The organism is Paenibacillus ferrarius, from assembly GCF_002027705.1.
Classification (GTDB): domain Bacteria; phylum Bacillota; class Bacilli; order Paenibacillales; family NBRC-103111; genus Paenibacillus_E; species Paenibacillus_E ferrarius.
Genome location: NZ_MBTG01000056.1, coordinates 14,346 through 33,456, shown reverse-complemented (window position 1 = coordinate 33,456; position 19,111 = coordinate 14,346). Strand labels below are relative to the sequence as shown.

Here is a 19,111-nt window from a genome sequence, read left to right as displayed (position 1 = left end):
CTTTTCTTGTATCACCCATTTATTTTCTACGTTTCATAATCGGTCTCAAATATCTTACACTCAGCCAAAGTAAGAGGCTCAGCAGCACGGCGTACGCGGCCACGAAAATATGCCACATTTGCAGATGCGTATGTCCCTTAAACAACTCCTTGGCAAAATCCGGCACCATTAAACTGACCAGAACGGCCATCGGATTAAAGCTCAAAAAGTAACCCAGCACTTCTTCATTCATTCCTCTGCGGCCAATATTGCCAAAAAATAGTCCCGCCAATGCGGTAAATCCAAAAATGAAAAGCACAAAGCCATACGTAGCAATAACCGAAATGACTGTTTTCTTAAGAATTGTGGAAAAAAAGATCCCAACTGACCCTAAGAGCAGCATCACAAAGATATAAAAAACAAAAACAGACAGCACTTGCAGCGGAGATACTCCGCCATATAGAAACACTATGCTGTATAACGGCATTGTCGCCACTACCGTAAGCAGCATAAAACTAAGCGACGCAAACAGCTTGCTCAAAATAATCGTCCCAGAGCTTTGCTCTGTCGTCAAAAGCATGTTGAGTGTTTGTTTTTCCCGCTCCCCGCTGATGACCCCAGCCGTTAGACCCGGCGTCATGAAGGCGATAAGAACTAATTGAGTTCCACTCAGGAAATAAAATAATTGGCTGCTATTAGCCGTGCTAAGCACACCGGATTGCATGTTTCTCATGTTGATATAGGCGAACCCAAGCGCAATCAAGCCAATCGCCAGCAGATAGACCAGTATGGATATCGGTGATCGGATTGTCCGCATCCGCAAGCGGAATTCTTTTTCCATCACAGGATTAATCCAATTTAACTTGCTGTTCATCATGTGCGCCGCCCCCTTTCGTGATTTCCAGAAATACATCTTCCAGATTCGTTAATGCTTCGCTGAACGACAGGAGAGGAAACCCATTTTGAATTAATCGCGCCAGCAGATTCGTCTGATCCTCGTCCGCCCCGCCAAAATGGACATGCAGCCCTTTCTCATCTTGAAGCACCATCGTCACATGCGGCTGCTGCTGCAAATAGACGACAGCTTCCTCCGCTCTGCTTGCCAAACGAACTTGCAGCACACGATTGGCTTTCATCCGGCTTTGAATATCTGAAACCTTGCCTTTGGCAATCAATTTGCCATATTCGATAACACCTATTTCGTCAACCATCTCTGCCAGCTCCGGCAAAATATGCGAAGAGATGATGATCGTTTTCCCCATCGCCTTAAGTTCTTTTAGGATCTCTCGCATTTCAATTCGCGCTCTTGGATCAAGCCCTGAGGCCGGTTCATCGAGAATCAGCACCTCTGGCTCGTGGACTAGGCATCTGGCTAAGCAGAGACGCTGCTTCATGCCTCGTGATAAGGAATCCACGTAGAAATCTGCTTTTTCCGTTAAATTGACAAGATCCAGCAGCTGTGGAATCAACTTCAAGCGGTCAGCTCTTGATATGCCATAACTGGCACCATAGAAATCGAGATATTCCGTTGCTTTGAAATTGTCATAGACGCCAAAAAAGTCAGGCATATAGCCGATCAGTTTGCGAACTTCCTTTGGTTTCTCGGTGACATCATACCCGCCAACTTGAGCCGAACCGGAGGTTGGGTTCAGCAGTGTAGCCAGAATCGACATCGTGGTTGATTTGCCGGCTCCGTTGGGACCTACAAAGCCAAATACGGTACCTTTATCAATCTGCATGGTTAAAGAATCCAGCGCCGTAAAATTCCCATACCGTTTTGTTAACTCCTTGGTTATAATCATCATTTCACCGATCCTTCCAGAGAAACAGCCGGAATGCGGAACATCGTATTATTTTGAACCGTCGCAACTTTCATCCGAATCGTTTTCCCCTCTACGATATAAGGCTGCAGCTTATCTCCCTCCCATGTCTGGTAGGATTTTAAGGGGAATGGCTCCCATGCGCCCGTTTGTGCATTCCATAATTCCAAGCTTACTTCCGGATTAGGATCTCCAGTTATCTCAAGCTTGTGATAGACAGCCCCTGGCAGAGTAGGCAGGTGGTACACCAGCGTGATATCCCCGCTGCCTAGCTGCATGTAAGGTCCCTCCTGAAACTGAACAGCACTCATTTTCAAATGGTTATCCACGAATTCTGGCAGGATCGCCGTGCTAGGAATTACGATTTTACCGTCAGGCGCGACATAGTCAAGCTTCATCTCTTGTGCAACCAGCGTAATTTCTTCCGTTGGCACCGTACTGTTCGAAGTAAGCGACAACGATGATTGTTCCTTGTACCAACCAATAATCATCGGCGTGAATCCTCCGGAAATCTTGGATTTACGTTGGATAAACGTGTTTAACATGGCACGCTGGTGTAAGCTGTCATCCAGATTGCTGTTCGTAGTTGGAAATGGAAAAGCCAGCTGTCCATAATTCATCCCATTCGAATTACGATTGCCGATCGCTGTGTCAAAACTCGATGAAGCACCGGCTTTTACAGCTCCTAGATTGACATAAGATTGATTGATAAGAAGTGCAACGTCTGTTAAATCCTTCTTGGTGTTGTTCGTAATTTCGCCTTTTGTCCCGTTGGCTGACAACTCTGTAATGTGATAGTCAAGTTTTCCCAGCTCTATTGGCTGCTCTCCGTTAAAGACTAATTTGCTGACGGAAGAATACGGAATATCCTGGAGACCAACGATTGTCCTTTCTTGTTCTTGGCGAATAGTAAACTCATTGCTGTCATGCAGCTGCAAGTTTGGATACACATCGCTTTGGAAGAACGGAGAAACCGTTCCCTTTTCCGGGAAGTTGAGCTCAAGATTCCCACCCTTTGGCAGAAAGACAGACGTCATGGATTGTTTCATTCCGGAACCGGATCCATTCAAAGCGACCGTGTTGAACGTCTGGGCCATCTTGTTCCCCCGATTGGAGGCACTGAATTGAAATATTCCAACGCTTGTAAAAATCGCAACTAACGGAATGACATACCATGCCCATTCTCTGCGATCTAAGCGGCGCAAAATCAAATAAAGCAGCGGTCCAACTACGATCGCATAAATCAGAAGTACGATGGCAAGTCCACCTAATTTGGGCGGCAGCAAAGACGGAAAGTACTCCAATGCCTGATTCATTTCCCAGTAACCGTTATTGCCATTACGAATTTGATTCAAGTTGTAGGCGTTTGCCTTTTCAATTGGCTCAGCTAATAGCTGTTCCCATAATCGCGCATTACCGTTCCACGAGGCCATTGGATTCAGAGATAAATCATACGCAGCATAAGCCACGTAACCGTCTCCGTAAGCGCTGCGAGCATAGATAGGCAGCGTATTCTCATATACAATTACGGAGCCTTTCGTCAATGACGCTTTGGAAAGCGTAAAAGGCTGTGTAAGCTGCAGCTCCTTCTCACCCATTTTAGCCACTTCGGAGAGTGCTTGGACCGACTCTGTTCCTTGATAGGCCACAGGAGCCATCTCAGCAAACGGAGCTGCTGTCTTCGAGTACCCTGCGCCTCCAGCTAGAAGAAGCGTGCCGCCTCGTTTCACCCATAGCTTGGCAGCCTGCACTTGTTCCTTGGACAATGTATCGGATGCAAAATCATTGAAAACGAGCACATCAAAGCTATCTAACCCAAGTGCCTCCTGTGGTATTTCCTGCTGCTTCAGGTGAATGAGATTTAGTTTCTTCCCCGCTTGGTTAAGCAAGCTCAGGAAATTCATTGTATCTACATCCCGAGCTAAGACGCCTACTTGCAGTGTCTCCTTAGGGAACTGGAAGGCTTCCAAATAGGTTTTGCCATCTAAAGGGACTTTCTTCCCGCTTTTAACGGACTTTTCATACAATGCTATGGAATTATTGCTGCTCGTATACGAATAGCCGGGTATCAGAAGCGTGACCACTTTTGTACTGCCTTTGGGCAGCTCAACCTGCTGCGCATAGCTAAAATCCTTGTTCCCATTGGGATTGGCCACCTTGATCACCAAATCGCCCGATAGATCAGTGCCATTATTGCGCAGAGTTATCTTGACCGGGGTCCAAGCCCCTTGTTTCACGTTCGCTGCTCCAAATCCGATCTCCGATTGAATCTCAATCATCGCGGTTTCAGCATGAGCTTTCTCCAAAAAAAGTGCGTTTCCTTGAAGCCATAAGGCAATGATCAAACATGCTATCTTACCTATCAAACGAAATGAAGCTTTGGTAATCGGACTAACATTCACGCGATTGACTCCCTTCTCAACTTGCTTGTCTCATAAATAGACGGCAAATTTGGAAAAAAGTTTCAATTTTGTCGTATAAAAAAAACGCCAAGCTGCATCACCAGCTTGGCGCTTTCCTTCCCATCTATTCGTTTCTGGTTTTAAGCTGATGCATCCGCAGCCCTTTGACGCTTAATCCGATCATAATAACCAGCGCTGCAGCTGCTATCGGTATCCAGACATGCAGATATTCATAATTAATCAGCACCCAATCAATCATCTTCTCGTCCTTCACGAACATTTCACCGGCCGTATAGCCTAGAATTCCTGCACCCATGAATACCAGAATCGGATATTTCTGAAGCAGATTCATAACAAGCGTACTCCCCCAAATAATGATAGGGATGCTGAGCCCGATGCCCAGAATAATGACGGTGTTATTCCCGTTTCCTTTAGCCGCGATGGCTAGCACATTATCCAGACTCATCACAAAGTCGGCCACGATAATGGTCCAAATCGCTTTGCCAAGCGTTGACGCCTCTTTCACATTCGCATGACTGTCATCATCGGTAAGCAGCTTAATGGCGATCCAGAAGAGCAGAATCGAGCCGCCTGCCTGTATGTAAGGGATATCCAGCAAGCTTACGGCTACTAAGGTCAGGACCAGCCGCAATGCAATGGCTCCGAATGCCCCCCACCAGACGGCAAGCTTGCGCTGCTCGACTGGCAGATTTTTGCTCGCCAGCGCAATCACAACGGCATTATCCCCACTAAGCACAATATTGATTAACATAATCTGCAAAAATAAAATGAGCGCATCCAACATGCTAACAACCTCCCGGAATGCATGGTTAGCCGGCGACGGGGGTCACCTTCGGAAGGCCGATAAACGCATTAGAATAAATGCGCGTCTGACACCTTCTTCAACTGTCCATGAACAATTTCAATGGTTTCTGTCTGCGCTGCGGCTCTCTCGATGAGTTCTGGCAAGAAGTCCATACTATTCTCAATTTTCTCAACCATCCGGAGATTCGGGTTCGTGCTCGGGGATGGCGGAAGAAAGAGGGAACAGCAATCTTCATAAGGTAAGATGGAGATTGGAAAAGTACCGATGGATTCAGCCAGACGAATAATCTCTTGCTTGTCCATCATCATCAGCGGCTGCAGCAGCGGCAATGTAACCACTCGTCCAATGACATTCAGGCTTGGCAGTGTTTGGCTGGCCACTTGTCCCAAGCTTTCTCCGGTGACCAAGCCGTTTAACCCTTCGCGATCAGCAATTTGCTCTGCGATGCGGTACATCGCTCTTCTTATAAGCGTTACTAATAAATTGTCCTGATAAGCGCCGTGAATCGAAGTTTGGACTTCAGTAAACGGAACAAGGTGAAGCTTCAACGAGTCCGTGTACGAAGCTAGCTGGTGCGCCAGATCAATGACCTTTTCCTTGGCGCGCTCACTTGTGTAAGGAAAGCTATGGAAGTGAATCGCTTCAATCGTAAGCCCCTTGCGCATGGCAAGCCATCCGGCAACTGGACTGTCAATACCGCCTGATAGCATTAGCAGCGCTTTGCCGCTCGTTCCGGACGGGAAGCCGCCTGCCCCCTCAATCACTTCCGCATACAAAAGCACCTGTTCCTCGCGAATTTCTACGCGAAGCTCGACCTCAGGCTGATGCACATCAACCTGTAAACCAGGGCTCGCTTGCAGGACATACCCGCCTACCAAATAATTCATTCGCTGCGAATCCAGCGGGAATGATTTATTTACTCTGCGTACCGTTACCTTGAAGGTTTTTGGTTGTTTCGGAAGAGCCTGCATGATCTGCAAAGCGATCTCTTGGATAGCTTCTACCTCCATGGGCGCATGATAGGCAGGGCTGAAAGACGCCAGTCCAAATACGCGCTGCAAAGCCGCCGAAGCTTCTTCGTAAGCTGCTCCCCCTAGCTCCACATATACGCGTCCGTATTCAGAAATATACCTTAAATCGGGAAAAGACCCCAAAACTTTACGAATTTGCGCCATTACGCTGCGCTCAAATCGTTTGCGATTTTTCCCTTTTAGTGTTAATTCGCCAAAACGCAAAATCAAACAATCCGGTTTCATCTTCGCTTCCCTCTTCTTTCCGATGCTTGTTTTGACAGCGGGGCCAGTTCCTTCACAACCTCACGAAGGGCTGCAAGAAACTGTTCCGCCTCTTTCTCTTGATGTTCTTCCGAGTAGCTGACTCTTAAGCCGCTTACCGCTTGCTCCCGACTGCAGCCTAAAGCTAACATAACCGAACTCGGGTCTGATTCGTCCGAGGCGCATGCTGACTTGGTCGATATGTAAATGTTTCTTTGCTCCAAGGCATGTACAACAACTTCTGCCTTCATCCCGGCAAAAGCAAAATGAACGATATGGGGAGCCATTTCCTCGGCCAGATCCGAACCCGTCAACGTGAGTTCAGGAATCTTGCTGATTCCTTCAACCAGCAAATGCCGGACGCGATATTTCTGCTCCATTTTGGCTTGCAGATGCTCCATAGATAACCGAAGCGCTTTCGCCATACCGACAATGAGCGGGACATTTTCCGTGCCTGAGCGAAGACCATATTCCTGTCCTCCGCCGACAAGCTGCGGCGCTAGCTGTACACCTTCTCTGCGGTATAAGAATCCAACACCTTTGGGGCCCCGAAACTTATGTGCAGATGCGCTGCAAAGATCCACTCCCCACTCCTTCGGATGAAAAGGCAGCTTGGCAATTCCCTGTACAGCATCGACGTGGAACAATACTTTCGGATAATTAGCCAGCCATTGACCAATTTCTTGAATGGGCTGCATCGTTCCGACTTCATTATTGACAAACATCACACTGACTAGAATAGTATCCTCGCAAATAGCCGCTTTTAGAGCATCAAGCTCCACACAGCCTTTATGATTAACAGGTATATAAGTGACTCGAAATCCCTCGCGCTCTAGCTGTAGAAACACTTCCTTCACAGAAGGATGCTCGATTTGTGTCGTAATCAGATGCTTGCCGCGATTGCGATAGCTATAAGCCACACCTTTAATCGCCAAATTATTGCTCTCGGTCCCACCTGATGTACAAATAATTTGAGTCGGCAGCACGCCCAAGCTTCCTGCAATGACTTCTTTCGAGCTATGCAGCAGCTTCTCCGCTTGAACGCCTAGGCGATGGATGGAAGATGGATTGCCATAGTGAAGTTTCATCACTTCCGCTATGGTATCTATCACTTCTTCATATAACGGCGATGTTGCCGCGTAGTCCCAATAAAGCATAACTGACTGAGTCCCCTTTTTCCCATTAAAGCCTATTATCACTCATAACTCAAGCTTCCCTCGCAGCGCAAAAAGCTGATCGCCGCATGATACTCGCGGAAATCAGCTTCTGAACATCATTGATTAGAGTGAGAAATTCTGCTTACGATTAAACACTTTGGATACATAAGCTTGTGTTTCTTCGGGCAACAAATGCAGCTTATTGGACAGATCCTGATCTGTTTTAATGCCTAAACGATCCACTCGACCTGGACCTGCATTGTAAGCGGCAAGCGCTACGCCTTCATTTCCATTATATTTCTTAACTAGGCTGCTGAGAAAATGCGTCCCTGCATCTACATTTTGCTTGGGATCAAACGGATTCGTCACGCCAAAACCGCTGCCCGTTCCATCCATGAGCTGCATCAACCCTTTGGCACCGGCGGAAGAGACGGCTTTATGATTAAAGTCCGATTCTTGCTGAATGACCGCCTTAACTAAGGAAGGATCAATCCCGTACTTGCTGCTAGCCTCTTGAATAATACTTTCATATTGAGTGGCTATGGATTTGCTGTTGGTTGAATGTAAAGGTGAATAGGCCTTGTTCAGAGCGGCCAAGGGGCCTGGAACGCTATTCATTGTGTTATTACCTAGCAGCGAGCTGAGCGTGTCTGTGCTTGACTGACCGGAAATTCCTGCTCCGGCAGCTTGTCCCATGACCGTCTCAAGCAGTGCGCTGAAGTCGTTCGAGTCATCCTTGCTTGAAGCTGCGTTGTCACCGGAGAGCAAGCTCATTTTACTGAGCATCTGAAGCTGGAGTAATTCTTTCATCACTCTAGGGTCTATGCTGTTCGTGCTGTTCATCCGTCAGGCCTCGTTTCTACCATTTTTATCATTGTTAGGTATATTGTACACGTTTTGCGCCCTGACGACCATCCCCAAATTTCAAAAAAAAGACAGTCATTAGACTGTCCCTCTTTCCGGTCAAGAAATATTTTGCTGCAACATTTCATTCTCATTTGTCAACTTGCGGACAATGACACGCGAAATCCGCAAATGATCCGTTTCTTCGACGATGAACATGAATTCATCATTATAGTTGACCTGTTGGTTCTTACTTGGCGGAATCTCTGTTTGGGAATAGATCCAGCCGCCGATCGTATCATAGTCATCGGATTCAATTTCAAGTCCGAAGTATTCGTTAACTTCATCAATAAGCAATAAGCCGTCGATGGAGAAGCTGATCTCATCTTTGATTTCGATCGTTGGACGCTCTTCATCGAATTCATCCTGAATTTCGCCAACAATCTCTTCCATAATGTCTTCCAGTGTGACAAGACCCGATGTACCGCCATACTCATCGATCAGCAAGGCCATCTGGCTCTTTCTTTTCTGCATCATTTTCAGCAAATCACTGATATGAATAGAGTCTGGGACCGTAGTAATCGGTCGAATAATTTTCTTAATCCCTTTCAGATTGGCATCTGGCTTGAGCAAATCCTTGATATGAACGAAGCCGATGATGTTGTCTTTGTCAGGGTCACAAACGGGGTAGCGCGTGCGCATCTCTTTAATCGCAATCGCCAGATTCTCCGCATAGGAAAGTCCAGCGTACAGACATTCCATCTCTGTTCTTGGAATCATGATCTCCCGGGCTGTGGTTTCCGCAAATCCGAATATATTATCAACAAGCGTGAGCTCTGTATTATCTATAAGTCCGTTTTTGTGACTTTCTTTCATGAGGACTCGAATTTCATCCTCGGTATGCGCTGCTTCATGCTCCGTTGTAGGTTCAATCCCTGCACGGCGAAGCATCCAGTTGGAAATACCGTTCAGGATCCAAATAAACGGGTACATCACTTTATAAAATAAAACCATAGGTCCCGCTGAGAGCAGCGTTATTTGTTCTGCTTTCCGAATTGCATAAGTCTTAGGGAATTGTTCACCGAGCGTAATATGCAATGTCGTCATTAAGGAAAAGGCAATAATAAAAGTAATCGTGTGGAACACCGAATCCGGCAAATGCAGCGGTGCAAATAACGGTTCCAGAATTTTGGCGAACGTCGGCTCCCCGACATAACCAAGTCCCAACGAAGTGAGTGTAATCCCAAGCTGACATGCACCTAGATAGGCATCGAGATTATTCATGATTCCTTGAGCGAATTTAGCATTGCGGCGACCTTCACCGACAAGTGAATCAATTCGACTACCTCTTACTTTGACCATCGCGAATTCAGCAGCAACAAAAAAACCGTTTAACAATACCAGTCCAAACATTAATAGAAAACTAATTAACGTTTCGGGCAAAGGATCTTCCAATACCTTACCTATCCCCTATCAAGCGCGAAGCCGCACCAAGGAGAATAGGTACACCTCCCTTAATTTCGATTTGAATTTGAAATATCACTTTTCATTATATAATAATACTGTAAGCATTCAAAGGTGCGAATATGACTCCTGAAGCCAAATAGTACGAGCAAATGGGAGTATAAGCACTAAAATGATGCTGTAATGAGTCATTACCCGCTATTTATCCCGCTGAATCCCGAATTCTCCTGATTTTTTCATACAAAAAGAAAAACAAGCCGATAAGTCGGCTTGTTTTTTCCATTAGCCATAATAGGGAACTAGTAAAAAATAGGCGGCGGCGGCAATAAACCCAAGGGCAATGGACCATGAGCCCAACCCCTTGTTTCCCATAACGATCGCAATAATCCCCAGCACAATTCCCGAGATACCCAGCAAGACGGGCCAGACAAACAGTGAAGCCAAGGCTACGAACAAGGCGATATAACCTACTGCCTTATTGCGCGTCACAACTTCAACCAAATCTTCAATTTCCTCATCGGAAACCTCAGACTGGGCATTCCGGCTTGCTGCCGCTGATCTTGCATACGGTTCCGCGTATTGAATTCTTCGCGGCGGTGAAGGTGCTGTGATTTCGGCTGCGTATTCTTCCTTATGGTTCAATCCGCTTTCAGTGCGAAGCTGATCCCGTTGGAATCGCTCCTTCGTGGCTTTGTCTAAAGGTTCGTCGGTTTGAGTCATACGGCCTCCACGCTGAACAACCTAATGTTTCTTTTTGGCTTTAAATGTGTGGCAACATGTATTCGCAACTTTACTTGCAGCATCCTGATGATCGGTATCGAATGATTCCCCGGCAAACTCTTCCTTGTAATTGGCGGTTGCATGCTGATCAACTTCAATCATGATTGTCCCTGCGTTACAGTTGTTGCCTTGCTTCCAATATTCGCAATTGGCAACTGAACATTTCACATCTGGCATCGTCATCACCCCTCTAACAATTTGCCCGTCATCAGGGTGATCTATGCTCACTGCAAGCTGTCAGAAAGCACCAAGAACATAGCATGAGACCAGAGCAATGGGACAGCGGGCTCGCCATATTTGGATATCCATTCCGCATGGGCAGAAGGTTCTCTTAAGTTATCTGCGACTTGTTCAGGCAATCGCCCGAGTGAGTCGGCCTGGCTTATGATCCATGTAAGCGCGCGCTGCGCAGCTTCAATATTCCCCAGCTTGGTCTGATACCATCCATACCACGCCGTCAGCAGGATCCACTCGCCTCCTCCAAAGTAGCGGTCTTCCACATAGCGCTGAATACCGCCATGCTTTAGATCAGCTTCTATGGCTTGGACCGTTTTCACCATAATAGGATCATCAGCTTCACATACGCCAAATGGCACCGAAAGCCAAAGCAGGCTCGCATCAACGCCATGCAGCGCAGGCTGCCAAACTTCGTTCACACAATGAATGGATTTCACGAAGCGGCCGTCCTCGGTACAATGATCTAGAATAAACCGTTTAATCATTGCGGCCTTCTCCAGCAGCTCCGTACGATGCTCCAGCTCGCCAAGCGCCTTCAAACCGCCATATACGCAGGCTAAGGTTGCAGGATGCACATAATCGGGATATTCTTCCCAGCAGTCAAAATTCGGGTAATGCCAGAACGTCGTCAAATAATCAACCGTTATCTCAACACTTTCTCTCAACTCTTCCAGAATTGCCTGATTCCCTGTTAGTCTAACATGCTCCGTTAGTCCCCAAAGCCAAGCGCCATAACCATCAAGCTGGAAATGCCCCCATTCCGAAACGTCATCCCGTCCATCCAAATGATAGCGGGTTCCCATAAATTCAGAACGATCAATCCATTCTTTTCGTTCATGCTTTTGAATCAGAAGATTGACTTGAGCTCGCTTATCCTTCAGTACACGGCCAACCCATCTATAAAAGAGGGCTGCGCTTTCCGCTTCGCGCACTCGGTCCATCGCATTCGCAATAAAGGTGCCGTCTCTCAGCCAGCTATACGCATATGTAGGAAAGAGCGGCGAGGCAATATAGCCTCCGCGGGGATGCTGGTTCCATTTAATAAGTGAGATACTGGTTTTGATTAATGAATCACGTTCCATCCATTCGCTCCCCTTTTAAAAGAAAAGAGATGCGCGAGTATCGGCATCTCTTTTATCTTTTGTTGCTACTGTTAAATTATACTTTCTCGCCTTGCATACGACGCTGTGTGATGTAATCTGTTTCATAATAAGAAAGATCCTCACGAAGCTCTTCAAATACTTTGGACAGCTCAATCGTCAAATCACGCACGTCACGCGAAGGCTTTTTGCGGAAACGAATAGCATCTTGTCCTGTATAAGCGTAACGGCCATCTTCGGAATAACATTCATTTTTGGGATAGAAAAATGTATTAACGCAGGTATGATAAACTTCATACAGCACTTTTTCCGAAAAATCCACATTAAAAGTAGGACGTCTCAAGCTAACGCCCAGTTTCTCGTACGCGACTTCACAGAATACTAAAAGATGACGAGTATCTTGAAGATAACCTCGGTAAAATTCATCCATAGCGGGATCATTCTCCACATTTAACAGTGAGAGCGAATGTTGATTCAGAAACAGCTCCATTTTGGCAGTTGTTTCTTTTAACTTCGTACGCGTTGAATCACAAATATTTTTCACATTAAAAACAGCCATCTATGAAGACCTCCTCTAATTGCGCTATTCCTATCCTACCATAAATTGAGTTGAAAAGGTATATGCAATACGTCAGTTTCCAAGCATAAAACATTCCGCTGCGCCTAACACTAAGGAAAGGTAATCGTTTCGTCTACGGAATACGAAGCAAACCTAGAAGGAGGTCTATTCATGCGGCGTTATCTATCTGCTATAACTCTAGCTCTTGGTTTGGGTATTGTCCTCTTTCCTCACCACTCCAATAATGAGAACAAACCTGGACCGGAAGTGTATAGTGCCAAACACGAAACCAATTCCAAACTAGCTCTTCTGGAGCAAGATGTGAAGCTAACCGATGATCTGTGCAGAACCCAGTGCTCAACCGATTATAGCAAAGTGCTAAGTCAAATCGAAGCTGGTGAGCCTGCGGCGCAAGTACTCAGCGCAATGAAGACACAGCACGAGAAAATGGATCTCCTCATTTGGTCGAAAACCAATCAACCCATGGACCAGGGGATCAAAGCAGGAGAAATTCCTATTTCTTATAAAGAGCAAGCAAACAGCTATTTAATTGAGGCCAAGCGGGCAGCCGATGCCGGCAGGCATTATCAATCGCCCAAATTCGGTGCGGCGCAGCAAGTTTATTTTGTACAAGGCATGCCCTCGTCAGCAGGAGACAGCTCGCTGGTTGGCGTCATTCATCAAGATATTTTGCATCAGGTCACTGATCACCAAATGAAGAATCTGCGCCTTGAGCCTTATCCTAATGAAAATCGCTGGAAGGTTGAGTCTGTGGATACAGATACCTTGCAAGACAAGGTCGTCGATCATCCCGAAGATAATCAAGGAACAAGTCATTACCATCAGAATGAAGTTGTTGTCAAATTCAAGCAGAACCCCACTGAAGCCCAGCTTGCTCAGATCAAAAATGAGATCAAAGCCACTTCTGTTCAAAAGCTTGGTTACACTTATGTTTTCCGTACCGAAGGGATGGAAGCCAAAGCGCTGATGGCTTATTTCGGCAAATGGGATGTCGCTTATGTGGAGCCCCATTTTTTATATCTAACCAATGATTATTATGACGATCAAGATGCTGATTCCACCGATTCAACAGATGCCAATTCAAGTGATTCCAATTATTCGCATGGCACCGTTTCTACTGATACACAAACATCCAGTATTTCGCCCAATTTCAAACCAAATGATAACTTGTTCAGCAAGTATCAATGGAACCTTCCTTCGACGGAGACTGTCCAAGGCTGGCAGCTCAATCGCGGAGCCAAAGATGTCGTTATTGCTGTAGTAGACACTGGAGTGGACCTGCAGCATCCAGATTTGAAGGGGCAACTGCTGCCTGGGTACAATGTGATAAAGGACAATGACAACCCCCAAGACGATGTTGGACATGGCACCCACGTCACGGGCGTCATCGCAGCCTTAGTCAACAATAATTTAGGCGTTGCCGGGATGACGTGGTACAACAAAGTTCTCCCCGTCAAAGTTCTTGATCAGACAGGAGCTGGAAGCACCTATTCTGTTGCACAAGGGATCATTTGGGCAGCCGATCATGGCGCCAAAGTGATGAATCTTAGTCTGGGCAATTATGCCGACTCTGGATTTCTGCACGATGCCATTAAATATGCGTATGACAAAGACATAGCGCTTATCGCGGCCAGCGGCAATGACAATACCGAAAGACCTGGCTATCCTGCCGCTTATCCCGAGGTTTTTGCCGTAGCGGCCAGTGATTCTCAGAATCAGAAAGCTTCCTTCTCGAATTATGGGGATTATATTGGTGTCACCGCGCCAGGTGTCAGCATCGCAAGTACGTATCCTGACAATCAATATGCCGCTTTATCAGGAACATCCATGGCTAGCCCGCATGTAACAGCTTTAGCCGCGTTGATTCGATCGACCAATCCCAACTTGAAAAATACGGAAGTTTATCAAATTATGCGAGACTCTGCCCGAGATCTAGGTACAAAAGGTTTTGACAAATACTTTGGTTACGGATTAATTGACGTTGCCAAAGCGATTCAACTGGCAGAACAGCGGACAAGTACTGCCTTCACTTTTCCGCAAAATTGGTTCCTGCCACAACGCTTGATGGCGAAGAAGTTTGCCAAGTAACAGCAATACAAAGGGCTGCCCCGAAGGTCACATGACCTTGTGGGCAGCCCTTCCCTGTTTCAATAATAAGGGCAGAACCCAACACGCTCTCGGACAAAATAAATACCCGCAAGGCCTAAGCCTTGCGGGTAACCGACAGTATGGAAAGTTTGCCGTAAGCCGGGTTCTGTACTTCCGGTGGTCGTAACGGGCGTCTGTCCCCTGCCACCATTGAAGCGACAATCATCTATCTAGGCCATACATTGCTGCACAGCTCAAGCGACCAACCCGAACGCGTCTCAGGCGAAGACTGCCGCCTCGAAAGCGGCTAGCGTTCCTCTAGGTCTTGCTCCAAGTGGGGTTTACCAGGATCTATGTCACCATAGAACCTCGTGGTCTCTTACACCACGGTTCCACCCTTGCCTGATCTTGTCCGAAGACAAGCCATCGGCGGTCCATTTCTGTGGCCCTATCCTTCAACTCGCGTTGACTGGACGTTATCCAGCACCCTGCCATATGGAGCCCGGACTTTCCTCTCGCTGTGGCTTACCCACAGCCAGCGATTGTCTGTCAAACTTTCCGACGCATTTGCTAGTATACTAGGAATGACTTTGAATTACAACTATTCTTCATTTCCAATACTACAGAAATTGAAATGGTTCTGTGTCTATAGCAGAAGCGATCACCTGCGTATCGGACTTGATCAGCTGCTTGGCAAGGTATTCGGCGACGCCGCGCTTCATAATCTTCTCGACGTTGTGACCAACGTCGATGAGCGTAAGTCCCGCCGCGAGCGCATCATGCGCGGTGTGGTAGTCGATGTCGCCGGTGACCAGCACATCGGCGCCGGCGAACATGGCGTGCCGCATGTAACGGCCGCCAGAGCCGCCCAGCACGGCCACCTTGCGTATAGGCCGCGCTAGATCGCCAACGACGCGCACCGCCGGCACGTCGAAGACCTGCTTCGCGAGCTGCGTCAGCTCGCGGAGCGTGATGGCCGCGGGCAGCTTGCCCACGCGGCCAAGACCGAACACTCTACCCTTGAGATCCATCGGGTAGAGGTCATAGGCCACCTCCTCATAGGGGTGGGCCTTCAGCATTGCCTGAACCGCCTTGCGCTGAACGCTGGCGGTTACAATGGTCTCAACGCGTACTTCCTGTACGCGCTCCAGCTTGCCCGCTTCCCCGATATACGGGTGCGTCCCTTCCTGCGGAAGGAACGTTCCCGTTCCGGGGATGTTGAAGCTGCAGTGGCTGTACTGCCCGATCCACCCCGCTCCTGCGGTGAATAGGGCATCCAGCACCGCCTGATGGTGCGTCTCAGGCACGAAGACCACAAGCTTCTGCAGCTTTTCCGTATGTACATCCTCTAGATGCGTAAGCTCCGATAGGCCTAACATATCCGCCATCAAGTCATTGACGCCGCCTTCGGCTACATCCAGATTCGTATGGGCAATATACACGGCGATATCGTTTTTAATTAGTTTTTCATATAAGCGGCCTGCCGGTGTATCGGTCTGCAGATGTGCAAGCGGTCTGAAGATGATGGCATGGTGGGCAATAATGAGATTTGCCCCAAGCTGAATCGCTTCTTCCACAACTTCATCGGTAACATCTAAGGCAACAAGCACCTTCTGAATTTCCTTTTGCAGCGAACCCAGCTGTAATCCGATTTTATCATCAGGCATCGCATAATGCTTCGGTGCCAGCTGTTCAAACAGCTGGATTACGGTTTGACCTTTTGCAAACAAGCGAGTACCTCCTTTATTTCCTTCATTTCTTGGCTGACTTGTTCAGCTTTCACTTTCGACGCTTCTGCGCTCGATCGTCCGAGCTGATCGACAATCATCGCTAACTTGTCCAGTTCGTTACCCCATTTGGTAAACCAGACCGCTGGAGCCTGACGGATCAGGTAAGGGCCCATTTGAAGCAAACGCTCCTTCGTTACCCTGATTCCCTCTGATAAAATACGATCGGCATATAGCTCCTTGAGCTGCGCCTTTTCCTCATCTGGTACCGCCGAAGCCGTCAAAATCTCATAAATTTTGCCGTCCTCCTCCAGAATTGTTTCTGACTCCAGCTTCCATCCTTGCTCTAACAGCCAGCGGCGCACATAATCTTCCCCGACATTCGGCTGCAGAATGAGATGTGTAACTCCTTGCAGCTTATGCTTTCCGGCTTCCAAAATACTCGCCATCAAGCTCCCGCCCATACCGGCAATGGTAATGACTTCGACTTCGCCTGCTTCAATAACCGCTAAGCCATCTCCCGAGCGTACACTAATCTTCTTCGACAATCCGCTTTCAAGCACTTGACGTGTTGCCGCTTCGAAAGGACCTGGATTTACTTCGCCTGCCACCGCAAATAAAATAACACCCTGCTGCGCCAAATACGTTGGCAGCAGGGCATGATCTGACCCAATATCCGCTAATCTTGATCCTGCTGGAACACGATCTGCAATCATTTGCAATCTTTTTGACAATTTCACCATCGTTTACATTACCCACTCTACCCATTTTTTACGCAGCAAAAATAACGCTACGCCTGCTGAAACCAACTTCCCTGTAAAAGACAATTGAATAACGCGAGAGCTCATATCTACATCCGCCAAAAACGTCATCGCTTCAGGCGCAAACCAAACGATGCCTCCTACTAAGAGCAGCACACTCGCCGCTTGCTTATTTGTATGATGCGCAAGCCATGCAATCCATATAAGTACAATACTAACCGGAATCCAACTAATTTCAAGTGAGAACCAACCAGGATTCTCAAATTTATGCAGAAGCAGCCAGCCATAGGTTCCCACCAAGCCCATCCATCCACATATCTGGAAAATAGCCATACGCCCTATTAGCCCATTAAATAACCAAACAACACTGCAAAAAGCTAAATATCCAATGTATGAAAACGATGAATGCACATCGTATATATCCATTAAATATAAACCGAGCAAAAGCAAGGCAATCGAAGAAACACCGCAAAGCAAGTAGGAAACGACCGGCGCTTTATTATATTGCCGATAGGCAAACGCGTAACAAATGATAACAAAAAGTGCGGAAATTCCAATTTGCATTGGCATTCCAAAAGAGTTAAAATTAAGAGCAGATAAGGCCAGAGCGGCAATCACCGCCATAATGACTAACCATATTTTCCAATTACTGTTTGTAACCGAGGTTGCCGATATCCCCATTAATGAAGCCGGTTTAGGCGTTGCCTCATCTACATACAAATTCAAAAGAAAATCGCAATAATGCTCAGGAAGCAATTTGCTTCTGCGCCAATGATCGATTTCCCTTACAATCACTTTCCTTTTCTCTGCATCCATTTATTCGCTCACCTTCCTAGCTACTTTATCGGTGATTTTAGGCTTAATTTTTATAGCAGCTTCAAAAGAAAAAAAGACCCCGCCGAATTTGGCAGGGCCCTCTCACAGCGATTTATTCCAAGAAATCTTTCAATCGTTTGCTGCGGCTAGGGTGTCTCAGCTTACGCAGCGCTTTAGCTTCAATCTGACGAATCCGCTCGCGGGTAACACCGAATACTTTACCTACTTCTTCTAGTGTACGCGTACGTCCATCATCAAGTCCGAAACGCAACCGAAGCACATTTTCTTCTCTTTCTGTCAACGTGTCCAGGACATCCTCAAGCTGTTCTTTCAGAAGCTCATATGCAGCAGCATCCGCTGGAGCAAGTGCTTCCTGATCCTCAATGAAGTCTCCCAAATGCGAATCATCTTCTTCACCAATCGGTGTTTCTAACGACACAGGCTCTTGTGCGATCTTCATGATTTCACGAACTTTATCCGTACTTAAATCCATCTCTTTGGCAATTTCTTCCGGCGTAGGTTCGCGCCCCAGCTCTTGCAGCAATTGACGAGAAACACGGATTAATTTATTAATCGTTTCGACCATATGTACAGGAATACGAATCGTTCTCGCTTGGTCTGCAATGGCACGAGTAATTGCTTGACGAATCCACCAAGTTGCATAGGTACTGAATTTATAGCCTTTTGTATGATCGAACTTTTCAACGGCTTTAATTAAACCCATATTACCTTCTTGAATCAAGTCAAGGAACAACATGCCGCGGCCTACATACCTCTTGGCAATACTCACAACAAGTCGTAAGTTTGCTTCGGCGAGGCGTCTCTTCGCTTCTTCGTCCCCATTTTCAATGCGTTTGGCTAAACCAACTTCATCTTCCGCAGAAAGAAGCGGTACACGACCAATTTCCTTCAAATACATCCGAACTGGATCATTAATCTTAATTCCCGGCGGCAACGCCAGATCATCATCGAAATTGAATTCATCGCGCTCGTTTTCTTCCGGATTCATGGAATCCTCATCGGATTCATTCCCAACATCGATACCTTGCTCGGAAAGCTGTTCAAAAAACTCATCGATTTGTTCAGGATCCTGATCGAAGGGAGCTAATTTCTCCATAATATCCTTGTAAGTAAGTGAGGACCGCTTTTTACCCTGCTCAATAAGCTGGTCTTTCACCTGGTCCAGGGTCAACTCTGTCTCTAGTTCTGTACGCTGATCATTCGCCATAGTACGGACTCCCTCCTCCCTAGTCATTC

17 protein-coding genes and 1 other RNA gene are annotated in these 19,111 nt (G+C 47.0%); 1 reads left to right on the top strand and 17 read right to left on the bottom strand.

Going from position 1 to position 19,111, the window contains the following annotated elements:
* Nucleotides 1–19: 19 nt before the first annotated feature.
* The 12 genes from BC351_RS35405 to BC351_RS35350 all read right to left on the bottom strand — a co-directional run bounded on the left by BC351_RS35405 (nucleotide 20) and on the right by BC351_RS35350 (nucleotide 12,441).
* A complete protein-coding gene (locus BC351_RS35405; RefSeq protein ID WP_244209286.1) occupies nucleotides 20–856 on the bottom strand; it encodes an ABC transporter permease in 837 nt (278 codons plus the stop codon).
* A complete protein-coding gene (locus tag BC351_RS35400; RefSeq protein ID WP_079420494.1) occupies nucleotides 828–1,781 on the bottom strand; it encodes an ABC transporter ATP-binding protein in 954 nt (317 codons plus the stop codon). Before BC351_RS35400 ends, BC351_RS35405 begins: the two co-directional genes overlap by 29 nt.
* A complete protein-coding gene (locus BC351_RS35395; RefSeq protein ID WP_079419953.1) occupies nucleotides 1,781–4,201 on the bottom strand; it encodes a DUF7408 domain-containing protein in 2,421 nt (806 codons plus the stop codon). The genes BC351_RS35400 and BC351_RS35395 overlap by 1 nt, the downstream gene beginning before the upstream one ends.
* Before the next feature lie 124 nt (nucleotides 4,202–4,325).
* Entirely contained in the window at nucleotides 4,326–5,006 is a 681-nt protein-coding gene (locus tag BC351_RS35390) for a TerC family protein (RefSeq protein ID WP_079419950.1), read from the bottom strand.
* A gap of 68 nt (nucleotides 5,007–5,074) precedes the next feature.
* On the bottom strand, nucleotides 5,075–6,283 hold the full coding sequence (gene thiI, locus BC351_RS35385) for a tRNA uracil 4-sulfurtransferase ThiI (RefSeq protein ID WP_079419948.1): 1,209 nt from the start codon (nucleotides 6,281–6,283) through the stop codon (nucleotides 5,075–5,077).
* Nucleotides 6,280–7,458, bottom strand: coding sequence for a cysteine desulfurase family protein (locus tag BC351_RS35380; RefSeq protein ID WP_079419945.1), 1,179 nt, complete (start codon nucleotides 7,456–7,458; stop codon nucleotides 6,280–6,282). Before BC351_RS35380 ends, thiI begins: the two co-directional genes overlap by 4 nt.
* 123 nt (nucleotides 7,459–7,581) lie before the next feature.
* Nucleotides 7,582–8,301: a lytic transglycosylase domain-containing protein gene (locus tag BC351_RS35375; RefSeq protein WP_079419942.1), complete on the bottom strand. Its 720-nt coding sequence runs from the start codon at nucleotides 8,299–8,301 to the stop codon at nucleotides 7,582–7,584.
* Nucleotides 8,302–8,421: 120 nt separating this feature from the next.
* Entirely contained in the window at nucleotides 8,422–9,714 is a 1,293-nt protein-coding gene (locus BC351_RS35370; RefSeq protein ID WP_079420492.1) for a hemolysin family protein, read from the bottom strand.
* Nucleotides 9,715–10,047: 333 nt separating this feature from the next.
* Entirely contained in the window at nucleotides 10,048–10,485 is a 438-nt protein-coding gene (locus BC351_RS35365; RefSeq protein ID WP_079419939.1) for a fatty acid desaturase family protein, read from the bottom strand.
* Nucleotides 10,486–10,506: 21 nt separating this feature from the next.
* Complete coding sequence (locus BC351_RS35360; RefSeq protein WP_079419937.1) at nucleotides 10,507–10,722, bottom strand: DUF1540 domain-containing protein; 216 nt, start codon at nucleotides 10,720–10,722, stop codon at nucleotides 10,507–10,509.
* A gap of 47 nt (nucleotides 10,723–10,769) precedes the next feature.
* Nucleotides 10,770–11,864 (bottom strand): glycoside hydrolase family 15 protein, encoded by a 1,095-nt coding sequence (locus BC351_RS35355; protein WP_079419935.1) that lies wholly within the window; start codon nucleotides 11,862–11,864, stop codon nucleotides 10,770–10,772.
* A 76-nt stretch (nucleotides 11,865–11,940) separates the two neighbouring features.
* Nucleotides 11,941–12,441 carry a YpuI family protein gene (locus BC351_RS35350; RefSeq protein WP_079419933.1) on the bottom strand — a complete coding sequence of 167 codons (501 nt, stop codon included), beginning with the start codon at nucleotides 12,439–12,441 and terminating at the stop codon, nucleotides 11,941–11,943.
* A gap of 171 nt (nucleotides 12,442–12,612) precedes the next feature.
* Here BC351_RS35350 and BC351_RS35345 point away from each other — a divergent pair, with 171 nt between their 5' ends.
* Nucleotides 12,613–14,550 carry a S8 family peptidase gene (locus BC351_RS35345; RefSeq protein ID WP_079419931.1) on the top strand — a complete coding sequence of 646 codons (1,938 nt, stop codon included), beginning with the start codon at nucleotides 12,613–12,615 and terminating at the stop codon, nucleotides 14,548–14,550.
* Between the two features lie 140 nt (nucleotides 14,551–14,690).
* On the opposite strand, the gene rnpB is transcribed toward BC351_RS35345, so the two are convergent.
* The 5 genes from rnpB to rpoD form a co-directional block, all read right to left on the bottom strand.
* Nucleotides 14,691–15,108, bottom strand: an RNA gene (rnpB, locus tag BC351_RS35340) — RNase P RNA component class A.
* 62 nt (nucleotides 15,109–15,170) lie between these two features.
* Nucleotides 15,171–16,280, bottom strand: coding sequence for a Nif3-like dinuclear metal center hexameric protein (locus BC351_RS35335; RefSeq protein WP_079419929.1), 1,110 nt, complete (start codon nucleotides 16,278–16,280; stop codon nucleotides 15,171–15,173).
* Nucleotides 16,256–17,020 carry a tRNA (adenine(22)-N(1))-methyltransferase gene (locus BC351_RS35330; RefSeq protein ID WP_079419927.1) on the bottom strand — a complete coding sequence of 255 codons (765 nt, stop codon included), beginning with the start codon at nucleotides 17,018–17,020 and terminating at the stop codon, nucleotides 16,256–16,258. The genes BC351_RS35335 and BC351_RS35330 overlap by 25 nt, the downstream gene beginning before the upstream one ends.
* Nucleotides 17,021–17,023: 3 nt before the next feature.
* The gene (locus BC351_RS35325) at nucleotides 17,024–17,854 is read right to left on the bottom strand and encodes a hypothetical protein (RefSeq protein WP_079419924.1); all 831 of its coding nucleotides are present in this window, start codon (nucleotides 17,852–17,854) and stop codon (nucleotides 17,024–17,026) included.
* A 112-nt stretch (nucleotides 17,855–17,966) separates the two neighbouring features.
* Nucleotides 17,967–19,082 carry an RNA polymerase sigma factor RpoD gene (rpoD, locus tag BC351_RS35320; RefSeq protein ID WP_028558036.1) on the bottom strand — a complete coding sequence of 372 codons (1,116 nt, stop codon included), beginning with the start codon at nucleotides 19,080–19,082 and terminating at the stop codon, nucleotides 17,967–17,969.
* Between the last annotated feature and the right edge of the window lie 29 nt (nucleotides 19,083–19,111).

Excerpts from the sequence above, each read along its gene's own strand:
- BC351_RS35405 (WP_244209286.1), bottom strand. The coding sequence starts at position 856 with ATGATGAACAGCAAGTTAAATTGGATTAATCCTGTGATGGAAAAAGAA.
- BC351_RS35400 (WP_079420494.1), bottom strand. The coding sequence starts at position 1,781 with ATGATTATAACCAAGGAGTTAACAAAACGGTATGGGAATTTTACGGCG.
- BC351_RS35390 (WP_079419950.1), bottom strand. The coding sequence starts at position 5,006 with ATGTTGGATGCGCTCATTTTATTTTTGCAGATTATGTTAATCAATATT.
- thiI (WP_079419948.1), bottom strand. The coding sequence starts at position 6,283 with ATGAAACCGGATTGTTTGATTTTGCGTTTTGGCGAATTAACACTAAAA.
- BC351_RS35380 (WP_079419945.1), bottom strand. The coding sequence starts at position 7,458 with ATGCTTTATTGGGACTACGCGGCAACATCGCCGTTATATGAAGAAGTG.
- BC351_RS35375 (WP_079419942.1), bottom strand. The coding sequence starts at position 8,301 with ATGAACAGCACGAACAGCATAGACCCTAGAGTGATGAAAGAATTACTC.
- BC351_RS35370 (WP_079420492.1), bottom strand. The coding sequence starts at position 9,714 with ATGTTTGGACTGGTATTGTTAAACGGTTTTTTTGTTGCTGCTGAATTC.
- BC351_RS35365 (WP_079419939.1), bottom strand. The coding sequence starts at position 10,485 with ATGACTCAAACCGACGAACCTTTAGACAAAGCCACGAAGGAGCGATTC.
- BC351_RS35360 (WP_079419937.1), bottom strand. The coding sequence starts at position 10,722 with ATGCCAGATGTGAAATGTTCAGTTGCCAATTGCGAATATTGGAAGCAA.
- BC351_RS35355 (WP_079419935.1), bottom strand. The coding sequence starts at position 11,864 with ATGGAACGTGATTCATTAATCAAAACCAGTATCTCACTTATTAAATGG.
- BC351_RS35350 (WP_079419933.1), bottom strand. The coding sequence starts at position 12,441 with ATGGCTGTTTTTAATGTGAAAAATATTTGTGATTCAACGCGTACGAAG.
- BC351_RS35345 (WP_079419931.1), top strand. The coding sequence starts at position 12,613 with ATGCGGCGTTATCTATCTGCTATAACTCTAGCTCTTGGTTTGGGTATT.
- BC351_RS35330 (WP_079419927.1), bottom strand. The coding sequence starts at position 17,020 with ATGGTGAAATTGTCAAAAAGATTGCAAATGATTGCAGATCGTGTTCCA.
- BC351_RS35325 (WP_079419924.1), bottom strand. The coding sequence starts at position 17,854 with ATGGATGCAGAGAAAAGGAAAGTGATTGTAAGGGAAATCGATCATTGG.
- rpoD (WP_028558036.1), bottom strand. The coding sequence starts at position 19,082 with ATGGCGAATGATCAGCGTACAGAACTAGAGACAGAGTTGACCCTGGAC.